Source organism: Streptomyces sp. LS1784 (assembly GCF_020103755.1).
Lineage (GTDB): Bacteria > Actinomycetota > Actinomycetes > Streptomycetales > Streptomycetaceae > Kitasatospora.
This window is the reverse complement of record NZ_JAHSQD010000275.1, coordinates 1-10,867: the sequence shown is the minus strand read 5'-3', so window position 1 is coordinate 10,867 and position 10,867 is coordinate 1. Positions and strand designations below refer to the sequence as shown.

7 protein-coding genes are annotated in these 10,867 nt (G+C 74.5%); 1 reads left to right on the top strand and 6 read right to left on the bottom strand.

The window, feature by feature from the left end; genetic code table 11:
- Window positions 1–942, bottom strand: a 942-nt coding sequence (gene holA / locus KS423_RS26745; RefSeq protein ID WP_224282327.1) for a DNA polymerase III subunit delta, incomplete at its 3' end; no start/stop codon positions are given.
- Between the two features lie 74 nt (window positions 943–1,016).
- Between holA and KS423_RS26740 the strand changes: the two genes are divergently transcribed.
- Complete coding sequence (locus tag KS423_RS26740; protein WP_224282326.1) at window positions 1,017–1,310, top strand: hypothetical protein; 294 nt, start codon at window positions 1,017–1,019, stop codon at window positions 1,308–1,310.
- 233 nt (window positions 1,311–1,543) lie between these two features.
- Here KS423_RS26740 and KS423_RS26735 read toward each other — a convergent pair whose 3' ends face one another.
- From KS423_RS26735 to leuS, 5 genes are all read right to left on the bottom strand, one after another.
- A complete protein-coding gene (locus KS423_RS26735; RefSeq protein ID WP_224282325.1) occupies window positions 1,544–4,213 on the bottom strand; it encodes a ComEC/Rec2 family competence protein in 2,670 nt (889 codons plus the stop codon).
- A gap of 72 nt (window positions 4,214–4,285) precedes the next feature.
- Entirely contained in the window at window positions 4,286–5,290 is a 1,005-nt protein-coding gene (locus tag KS423_RS26730; RefSeq protein WP_224282324.1) for a helix-hairpin-helix domain-containing protein, read from the bottom strand.
- A gap of 161 nt (window positions 5,291–5,451) precedes the next feature.
- On the bottom strand, window positions 5,452–6,297 hold the full coding sequence (locus KS423_RS26725) for a DegV family protein (RefSeq protein ID WP_224282323.1): 846 nt from the start codon (window positions 6,295–6,297) through the stop codon (window positions 5,452–5,454).
- Window positions 6,298–6,381: 84 nt separating this feature from the next.
- Complete coding sequence (locus tag KS423_RS26720; protein ID WP_224282322.1) at window positions 6,382–7,218, bottom strand: hypothetical protein; 837 nt, start codon at window positions 7,216–7,218, stop codon at window positions 6,382–6,384.
- Between the two features lie 325 nt (window positions 7,219–7,543).
- Window positions 7,544–10,432, bottom strand: a complete 2,889-nt coding sequence (gene leuS / locus KS423_RS26715; protein ID WP_224282321.1) for a leucine--tRNA ligase — start codon at window positions 10,430–10,432, stop codon at window positions 7,544–7,546.
- Window positions 10,433–10,867 lie beyond the last annotated feature (435 nt).

Below are 10,867 nucleotides of genomic sequence, written 5' to 3'. Positions count from 1 at the left end.
CTCCAGGGCGAAGGCCGGGTCGTCCGAGCCGCCCTTGACGGCGGCGTCGGCCTGGGCGATCGCGGTCAGCGCGGTGGCCACCCCGTCGCCCGTCCAGCCGCGCATCTGCTGGCGGACCCGGTCGACCTTCCACGGCGGCATGCCCAGCTCGCGGGCCAGGTCGGCCGGGCGCATGTTCCGCCCCGCGCTCGCCAGCCGGCCGATGCTGCGCACGCCGGAGGCCAGCGCGTACGTGATGCCGGTCGGCGGCTGGCCGACGGCCAGCGCCCAGCGCAGCCGCTCCAGCGCCTCCGCGGCCCGGCCGGTGACGGCCAGGTCGGCCACCTCGAAGCCGGTCGCCTCGGCCCGGCCGCTGTAGTAGCGGGCCACCACCGTCTCGTCGATCGTGCCCTCGACGTCCGAGGTCAGCTGGTGGCAGGCGGCCGCCAGCTCGCGCAGGTCGCTGCCGAGCGCGTCCAGCAGCGCCTGGCAGGCCTCCGGGGTCGCCGAGCGGCCCAGGGTGCGGAACTCGCCCTTGACGAAGGCCAGCCGTTCGCTCGCCTTGGCCAGCTTGGCGCAGGCCACCTCGCGCCCGCCGGCCTTGCGCCCGGCATCCAGCAGGCCCTTGCCCTTGGCGCCGCCGGCGTGCACCAGCACCATGATCACTTCCTCGGCCGGCGCCTCGATGTACGCCTTGACCTCCTTCACCGAGTCGGCGGAGAGGTCCTGCGCGGCCCGGACCACGATCACCTTGCGCTCGGCGAACAGCGACGGCGTGGTCAGCTCGGCCAGGCTGCCGGGCTGCAGGCCGCCGGGCGGCAGGTCCCGCACGTCGGTGTCCGGGTCCGCGGCCTTCGCCGCCGCCACCACCTGGGCGACCGCGCGGTCCAGCAGCAGCTCCTCCTGGCCGACCGCGAGGGTCAGCGGGGCGAGCAGGTCGTCGGGTGCACTCTTCCTGGCCATCGCGTACCAGCATCCCACGGGCCGCGGACACTCCCGCCCGACGGAGCGGGCGGCCCGACCTGGACAATGGCCCGGTGACCGAGAACCACACCACCGACCTCCCGGCCGTCGACGACCCGTTCGCCCGGCAGCTGCTCGTCCTGCCCGACCGCGACGCCGCCGAGGAGGCCGCCGAGGAGCTCGGCGCCACCCAGCCCGACCTCGGTGAGCTCGAAGTCGTCCGCGACGCGCTCGCGGGCGAGGACGACGCCGAGGACGCCCAGTGGCTGGTCGTGGCCGAGGCCCCGGAGAGCGGCTGGACCCCGGCGCTGCTGCACGCCCTCGACACCCTCGCGGCCGGCTACGAGGGCTGGCGCGAGCAGGCCTGAGGGCCTGAGGGCCTGAGACCGTACCCGGCACCTCCGTACCCGATGCCGGCCACCGCCTGGGCGCCGATGCCCTCACCCGCGAGCTGGTGGCATTTCGCCGGCGCGCTCCGGGCTTGCCCGGAGCGCGCCGGAACGTTTCTTCTGGGCCTGCTCCCGCGCCTCTCCACTCCTCCCACAACCCCCTACCCCTTTCCCTGCCCCACGTGGTTGGTGGGAGGAGGAGTGCGCGGGGGTCACACGGGCGGGGCTCGGGGGGAGGCCGGGGTCTGCTCGGGGTGGGCGTGGGCTGCGGAGCCCTGCCCTTCGGCCCCGCGGTTCCCGCCGCTCCCGCCGTGGCCGCGCGGGTGGCGGGCCGCGTGGGAGGGCTGGGGGTGGACGGCCACGCCGAGGGTGGCCGGGGAGTCACCCGTCACCGCGATGTCGCCCTCCCGGTCGGTGCGCAGCACGGTGGCGCCGAGTGCGCGCAGGTGGTCGACCGTCCTCGGGGACGGATGGCCGTACGGATTGCCCTCTCCGCAGGAGATCAGGGCCAACCGGGGCCTCAGGGTGTCGGCCAAGCCCCAGTCCTGGTGGGCCGATCCGTGATGTGCCACCTTCACGACGTCGGCCTTCCCCACCCGGCCCGACAAGGCCGACTGGGCCTGGGGTTCGAGGTCTCCGAGCAGTGCCATCCGTAGTCCTCCTGTCAGTGACACCATCAATGCGACGCTTGCGTTGTTCGGGCCCGGTGCCTCGACAGCCGCACCGGGGACGGGCCACACCACGTCCCAGGCCAACTCCGTGCCGGCCGAGCGCCGTTCACCCCGACCGGCTCTCAGCAACGAGAGGCCGGCACCTGCGGCCCAGCCCGTCACCCGGGCTGCCTCTTCCGGTGGGTCGTCCAGCGTGGTGCCCTCGATCGCGCCGACCCTGCGGCCGCGCAACACGCCTGGCACGCCCTCGACGTGGTCGGCGTGGAAGTGCGTCAGCAGCAGTAAGGGAACCGTCGTGATGCCGAGGTCGCGCAGACATCTGTCCGCGGCTTTCGGATCCGGCCCGGCATCGATCACCACCGCGCTGTCCGGCGCCCCCGTTGCGAGGGCCAACATGTCTCCCTGCCCGACGTCACACATCACCAGTCGCCACCCCGGCGGTGGCCAGCCGGTGGCGATTCGGGTGAGATGCGGCGGGCGCAGCAGCACGGCCAGCAGGACCACCGTCAGCGCCACCGTCACCAGGGCCCGCGTCCAGCGCCGCCGGGTGGGCGCCGGCATCGGCCTGCCCGGCTCCGCCCGTCGGGGCAGGAGGAGCGGCGCCGCCCAGCAGGCCGCCAAGACGGCCAGCGCGACCGTCGCCGTCCCGAACCACCCGCCTGGCCAGACCAGTTGGCCGCCCGGGACTTCGGCCCCGCGTCGCGCCACCAGGGCGAGCCAGCCGACCGGCACCGCGGCCGGCGCCGCGAGCAGGTGGGCCACGGCCGGGAGGAACGGGTGCAGGACGAGCACCCCGAAGCCGAGCAGTGTTGCCGGGGCCACCGCCGGCTCGGCCAGCAGGTTGCACGGGATGCCGACCAGGCTGATGTGCCCGGACAGCACCACCGTCACCGGAGCGCACAGCGCCTGGGCGGCCGCCGTCGCCGCGAGCGGGCCCGCCAGGTGGCGTGGCCATCGCCGGGCCCGCAGGGCCTCGGCCCAGTGCGGCCCGAGGACGAGCAGCCCGGCAGTGGCGAGCACCGAGAGCAGGAAGCCGAACGAGCGTGCCAGGAACGGGTCCAGCAGGACCAGCACCAGGACCGCTCCGGCGAGCGCGGGCACCGCTCGGCGGGGACGGCCGGTGGCCAGGGCCAGCATGCCGATCAGCCCCGTCCCGGCCGCCCGCAGCACGCTGGGCTCGGGCCGGCAGACGGTGACGAAGGCCAGCGTCAGCGCGGTGCCGAGCAGTGCACCGGTGCGCAGCGACAGACCCAGCACCGCGGCCAGCCCGCGCCGCTCCGGGGTGCCGGCCTGCCCGGGCGCGCCCAGCAGCGCGCCGAGGACGATCGCCAGGTTGGCCCCGCTGACCGCCACCAGGTGGACCAGGTCGGTGGCCCGGAAGGCGTCGTCGAGGTCGTCGGGCAGGCGCGAGGTGTCGCCGACGACCAGCCCCGGGAGCAGCCCGCGCGCGTCCGCCGGAAGTCCGTCGGTGGCCGAGCGGAGGCCTGCGCGCAGCCGGCCGGCGATCCGCTGCGGCAGGCTCGGCGGCGCCAGCTGCCGGGGCGGCCCGTGGACGACCAGCAGCGCGGCGGACTCGGTGTCATGGCCCTCCCCCGCCGGGCGCACCTCGGCCTCCACGGCCAGTCGCTGGGACGGGAGCAGCCGCTGCCAGGGTTCGCTCTCCGCCCCTCGGGCCATGACGGTCACCGGCGTACGTGTGCGGGTGGTCCGCCCGTCCGGGAGCAGGGAGACGCGGTCGGCCACCGCGTCCACCGTGAGGAGAGTCCGCCCGCCGACGGTGCCGCCTCGGGAGGTATGGATCTTCGGGTCCGCCGCGACGGTCAGCTCCACCTCCACCACCGGGGACGGCGCGCCCGGCGCTCGCGGTTCAGCGGCCATGGCCGCACGGGCGAGCTCCGGCAGCGGCCCCCGGTGGAGGTCGGCGGTGTGCAGCGGGGTGGCGATCGCGGCTGCCGCGCCGGTGAGCAGGACGGCGGCCAGCGTCGCCGCGGACCCGCGCCGGCGCAGGACCCCCCGCCGGGCGAGCAGCAGGACGGCAATGAGCACGGCGAGGCCCGCCGCGGTGAGGGCGAGGGCCTCGTACCCCGGCTCCAGCCGCAGGAGCGCCGCCGTGACCGCCCAGGCCGAGACGGCGGGCAGCAGCAGCCGGAAGTCGGCACCCGGAGAGCGGGACGCCGAGGCCGGAGCGGCCGGCGTGGTGGCGACGGACATGGCGGTACCTCCCTTCGCAGACCGGGGGCGCGAGCGTGTGGGAAACGGGCAAGGGCAAGGGCGGAGCAGGCGTCAGAGGGTGAGCAGCGGACGGAGTTCGGCATACGTACGGGCCCCGATGCCACTGACCTGCCGGAGCTGGTCGAGGGAGCGGAAGGAGCCGTGTGAGGTGCGGTAGGCGAGGATGCGTTGGGCGAGGGTGGGGCCGACGCCGGGGAGGGTGTCGAGCTGTTCGAGAGTGGCGCGGTTGAGGCTGACGGGTGGTCGGGGCGCGGCGGGGCCCGGAGGCCCGCTCCCGCTCCCGCCTCCGCCGGCCGGGGCGGGGGCCGGGACGGGGACGGGCGCCTGTTCGCCGACCAGGATCTGTTCACCGTCCGTCAGGACGCGGGCCAGGTTGAGGTTCCTGGTGTCCGTCTCCGGCAGCGGACCGCCCGCCGCCCGCAGGGCGTCGGCCACCCGGGAGCCGCCGGGCAGGGTGTACAGGCCGGGAAGGTGGACCCGCCCGCCGATGTCCACCACGACGGCCGATCCGGCACCACCACCGACTCCGACACCACCACCGGCTCCGACTCCGGACACAGCAGCGACAGAGGTGTCGGCGGGGACGGGCGGCTCGGCTCCCGACGGTGCCGCGACCGCCGCCAGTGCCGGCACGGCGACCGTCTCCGGCCGGGCCAGCCAGAAGTGCTGGACGGCGTAGCCGACCGCGAACAGCAGCAGGATGACCAGCCCGGCCACCGCGCGCCGGTCGAGCGCCAGCGCCGAGGCCAACGTGGGGAACGAGGAGAACCGCGGGCGCACCCCGACCTCCGATGGATCCCCGGCTTCGCCCGGGTCCGTCGCACCACCCGCATTCGCCGGCGCCGGCATCGCGGCCGACAACGGCATCGCGGCCGGCGACGGCGGCCCGGTGGCAGACGCCGCCCGCTCCCCCGTCGACGGCGACACCGCCCCCGGGGAACCCCCGCCCGCGCCGCCCGACGCATCGTCATCCGCCGGCAGCAGCGCGGCCATCCGCAGCCGCACCGTCTCGTTGATCGCATCGCGCTTCGCCGCGCCCAGGCCCATGGTCGTCATGCCGAGGACGGTAGGAGCCTTGCGGCAGACGCGCGGAAGTTAACGAAACCCTGTGGATAACCCGGGGGTTGTGGATAAAGAGCATCACTCACAAGAACGAGCAGGACCGCCCGAAGTTGACCGAGCAACCGATCCCCGCCCGCCAAGCGGCCACCCCGCCCTCAGCGCGGCGCGACCACCACCGCGAGCAGCCCCGGCCCGACGTGCGCGCCGATCACCGCCCCCACCTCGCCCACGTACAGCTCCCGCAGCCCCGGCACCCGTGCCCGCAGCCGCTCCGCGAGCGGTTCGGCCCGGTCCTCGGCGGCCAAGTGGTGCACCGTGATGTCGACTTCCTGCTCCCCCGAGCACTCGACCGCGATCTCCTCCAGCCGCGCGATCGCCCTCGACGCCGTCCGCACCTTCTCCAGCGGCTCGATCCGCCCCCCGTCCAGGTGCAGCAGCGGCTTGACCGCGAGTGCCGAGCCGAGCAGGGCCCGCGCCGCCCCGATCCGGCCGCCCCGGCGCAGGTGTTCCAGGGTGTCGACGTAGAAGAACCCGCTGGTCCCGGCCGCCCGCCGGCCGGCCGCCTCGGCCGCCTCCGCCAGGCCCTGCCCGGCCGCGATCGCCTCGGCCGCCGCCAGCACCCCGTACCCGAGCGCCATCCCGACCATCCGGCTGTCCACCACCCGCACCGGTACGGGCGCCTCGGCGGCGGCCAGCCGGGCGGCCTCGACGGTGCCGGACAGTTCGCCGGAGATGTGCACCGAGACGATCCCCTTCGCCCCGGCCCCGGCGGCCGCCCGGTAGGTGGCGGCGAAGGTTTCCGGGTTCGGCCGGGAGGTGGTCACCCGCTGCTTGCCGCGCAGCGCCTCGGCCACGTCCTTCGGGGAGATCTCGACGCCCTCGCTCAGGACCGAGTCACCGACCGCGACGCTCAGCGGGACCATCGTGATCCCGTAACGGTCGAGGGTCTCCTGCGGCAGATAGGCCGTGGAATCGGTGACAAGTGCGAGGTCGGAGGGCATGAGCCGGAGGTTACTCCCCGTCGGTCCGGGAGGACAGCGCCCGGCCCGGGCACCGGCCGAAGGCCTCGCGCCGCGCCTACCGGGTCAGCCGGCCGAGGGCCCCGCCGAAGGCCCGGCCGAGGGCTTGCGCAGCCGCTGCGCCAGCTTGGCCAGCGGATCGGCCAGCCCGAGCAGTTCCTCCGCGCTCGGATGCCCCTTCCCGTCGGTCAGCCCGGCCCGAGCCGCACCCCCGGCCGCCCCCGCCGAACCGGCAGCACCCGAAGCACCCCCGGCCGAAGAGCCCCCAGGCCCCGTCGCCCCGCCCGAGGAGCCCCCCGACGAACCCGCGGAACCCGACGAACCCGAGGAACCCGCGGAAGCACCCCCCGCAGCGTCCCAGTGCCGCAGCGCCCCCGCCTCGCTCTCGCACTCCTGGCTCAGCCGGCTCAGCTCGTCGTCCGCGAACCGGTGCATCCGGTCCTGCGCCGCCCAGCGCATGGTCTCCGCCGAGTGCGTGATCCGCTCCGCCCGCTCGCGCAGTTCCGGCAGCTTGGCGGCGATCCGCGCGGTGTCCGGTTCGCGCTCCAGCATCCGCAGTTCGCCATCGAGCTCGGCGGCGTGCGCGTCGAGCCGGCGGAGCAGGGCGAGCGACTCGCCGAGCTGGCCGTCCTGGGCGAGGCCGCCCTCCAGCACCTGCCGGGTGCCGTCGAGCGAGGTCCGCAGGCCCAGCCGGACGGAGGCGATCTGCGCGGGCGGGCCGATCTTGGTGTACGTCTTCGCCTTGAGGGTGGCGGTCTCCACCGCGCGACGGGCGTTGGCCTCGTGCTTCTCGATCTTCTTGCCGACGGCCTTGGCGGCCTTGACCGTTCCGACCACGGCCAGGACCATCACCGCGACCCCGAAGAGCAGGACCAATCCGATCATCACGCCGAACACGTCCATCGCGCGCCACCTTCCGCCGTCGTTCCGGCCGCCACCGGGCCCAACGCGGGCCGCATCGCCGTGGGTTCCACCGTAGCCGCCGGAGTCCGTCCGAGGGCAGCCCGAGCAGCCCCGGCAGGCGGAGATCAGGGTCAGATCCGGGATCTCCCCGAGGTCCCTCGAACCCCCACCCGCACGTACCCCCGGCCTCGCCCTCGCCGCCGCACCCTCATCCTCCCTGCCGCGTCCTCCCTGCCGCGCCCCCACCCTCGCCGCCACCCCCGCAAACGCCGGGCGGGCGCCCCGAAGGACGCCCGCCCGATCACTCCCGCAGCAGCGGCCGCACTCAACCGGTGACGATGTTCACCAGCTTCGGCGCCCGCGCGATCACCTTCCGCACCTCGGCCCCGCCGATCGCCGCGACGACCACCGGCTCCGCCAGCGCCAGCGCCTCCAGCTCGGCGTCCGAGATGCCCGGCGCGACCTCCAGCCGCGCCTTGACCTTGCCCTTGATCTGGACCACGCAGGTCACCGTCTCGTCCACCACGTACGCCGGGTCGGCGACCGGGTAGTCGGTGTGCGCCAGCGACTCGCCGTGGCCCAGCCGGCGCCACAGCTCCTCGGCGATGTGCGGGGCCAGCGGCGCGACCATCAGCACCAGCTGCTCGGCCACCGTCCGCGGCGTGGAGCCGCGCTTGACCAGGTAGTTGTTCAGCTCGATGGCCTTGGCGACGGCCGTGTTGAAGCGCAGCCCGGCCATGTCGCCGCGGATGCCGTCGATCGCCTTGTGCAGGGCGCGCAGCGTCGCCTCGTCCGGCTCCTCCTCGGTGACGACCAGCTCGCCGGTGGTCTCCGAGACGACGTTGCGCCACAGGCGCTGCAGGAAGCGGTACGAGCCGACGACGGCGCGAGTGTCCCATGGGCGGGAGACGTCCAGCGGGCCCATCGACATCTCGTACAGGCGCAGCGTGTCGGCGCCGTACTCGTCGGCGATGTCGTCCGGCGCGACGGCGTTCTTCAGGGACTTGCCCATCTTCCCGGCCTCGCGCTTGACCGGCTCGCCCTGCCAGAAGTACTGGCCGTCGCGCTCCTCGACCTCGGCGGCGGGCACCGGGAAGCCGCGCTCGTCGCGGTAGACGTCGGCGGTGATCATGCCCTGGTTGAACAGCTTGTGGAACGGCTCGACGGACGAGACGTGGCCCAGGTCGTGCAGCACCTTGTGCCAGAAGCGCGCGTACAGCAGGTGCAGCACGGCGTGCTCGGCGCCGCCGACGTACAGGTCGGCGCCGCCGGCCGGCTTGTTCTCCGTCGGGCCCAGCCAGTACTGCTCGTTGGCCGGGTCGACGACCGCCGCGGAGTTCGCCGGGTCGACGTAGCGCAGCTCGTACCAGCAGGAGCCGGCCCAGTTGGGCATGGTGTTGGTCTCACGGCGGTACTTCTTGACGCCGTCGCCCAGGTCCAGTTCGACGTTGACCCAGGCCTCGTTGCGCGACAGCGGGGTCTCCGGCGAGGAGCCGGCGTCGTACGCGTCGTAGGTGCGCGGCGAGTAGTCGTCGACCTCGGGGACCTCGACCGGCAGCATCGACTCGGGCAGCGCGTGCATGACGCCGTCCTCGTCGTAGACGATCGGGAAGGGCTCGCCCCAGTACCGCTGGCGGCTGAACAGCCAGTCGCGCAGGCGGTAGTTGACGGTGCCCTCGCCGATTCCACGCTCGGTCAGCCAGGCGGTGACGGCGGCCTTGGCGTCGACGACGCTCAGCCCGTTCAGCGACAGGTCGCCTTCGGAGCGGGCGGAGTTGACGATGACGGAGTCGTAGGTGTCGAACGCGTCGTCCCACTCGGCCGGGTCGACGCCGCGCCCGTCGGTGGGCTCGACGACGCAGCGCATCGGCAGCGCGAAGGCGCGGGCGAAGGCGAAGTCGCGGTGGTCGTGGGCGGGGACGGCCATGATGGCGCCGGTGCCGTAGCCCATCAGCACGTAGTCGGCGATGAACACCGGGACGGACTCGCCGCTGACCGGGTTGACGGCGTGGGCGCCGGTGAAGACGCCGGTCTTGACCTTGGCCTCGACCTGCCGCTCGACGTCCGACTTGGCGGCGGCCGCGGCGCGGTAGGCGGCGACGGCCTCGGCGGGGGTGGCGGCACCGCCGGTCCACTCGGCGGGCACGCCCTCGGGCCAGGCGGCGGGGACGATCGAGTCGACCAGTCCGTGCTCGGGGGCCAGCACCATGTAGGTGGCGCCGAACAGGGTGTCGGGGCGGGTGGTGAAGACGGTGATCTTCTCGTCACCGGGAGCCGCGAAGTCGACCCGGGCGCCCTCGGAGCGCCCGATCCAGTTGCGCTGCTGCAGCTTGATGGCCTCGGGCCAGTCCAGCAGGTCCAGGTCCTCGATCAGCCGGTCCGAGTACGCGGTGATGCGCATCATCCACTGGCGCAGGTTGGACTTGAACACCGGGAAGTTGCCGCGCTCGGAGCGGCCGTCCGCGGTGACCTCCTCGTTGGCCAGCACGGTGCCCAGGCCCGGGCACCAGTTGACCGGCACCTCCTTGGCGTAGGCCAGGCGGTACTCGCCCAGGACCTCGTCGCGCTCGGCGACGGACAGCCCGGACCAGGCGCGCCCGCCCGGGACCTCACGCGCGCCGGACTCGAACTCGGCGACCAGCTCGGCGATCGGGCGGGCCTTGCGGGCGTCCCCGTCGTACCAGGAGTTGAAGATCTGCAGGAAGATCCACTGGGTCCAGCGGTAGTAGTCCGGGTCGATCGTGGAGATCGAGCGGCGCGGGTCGTGGCCCAGGCCCAGCCGGCGCAGCTGCTGGCGCATGTTGGCGATGTTGGCCTCGGTGGAGACCCGCGGGTGGGTGCCGGTCTGCACCGCGTACTGCTCGGCGGGCAGGCCGAAGGCGTCGTAGCCCAGCGTGTGCAGCACGTTGTGGCCGGTCATCCGCTGGTAGCGGGCGAAGACGTCGGTGGCGATGTAGCCCAGCGGGTGGCCGACGTGCAGGCCCGCGCCCGAGGGGTACGGGAACATGTCCATGATGAAGCTGTGCGGCTTCGCGGCGACGTCGCCGGCCGCCGGGTCGGCCAGCGCACCGGTGGGGTTGGGGGCGTGGAAGGTGCCCTCCTTCTCCCAGATGTCCTGCCAGCGGGACTCGATCTCGGCCGCCAGCGCGGCGCTGTACCGGAACGGCTCGGTCGCGGTCTCGGCCGCGCCGGACGCAGGGGTCGTCTCGCTCATGGTCCTTCAAGCTCCATCGATGTCAGTTGGCGAACCGCGCAGGCGCCCGGCCCGTGGACCCGGCCCGGGACGGGGTCGGGGGCGGAAAACAAAAAATCCCCTCGCAGGAGGGGACGCCACGCCGACTCCGGCACCGCCCGAGGGCGCAGCCGGTCCTGGTCAGCGCGGCCGGCTAAGGAGCAGGCGCACGGTTCGCATGGGCTCAGGGTACCGCAAGCGGGTCGGCGCGCTCCCGGGAGTACCGCCCGGGGACGCCGCTCACCGCGCCGCCACCCGCCCCGCCGCGTCGAACTCCCGCAGCGCCTTCGCCAGCCGCTCGGACTGCATCCCCGCCGCGAGCGAGCGCGCCAGCGCCGCGGTGCGGGCCGCCTCCCGCTGGTCGCCGAGCCTGCGGTGGGCCTCGGCGAGGCGCACCATCAGCAGCGCCTTGGAGCG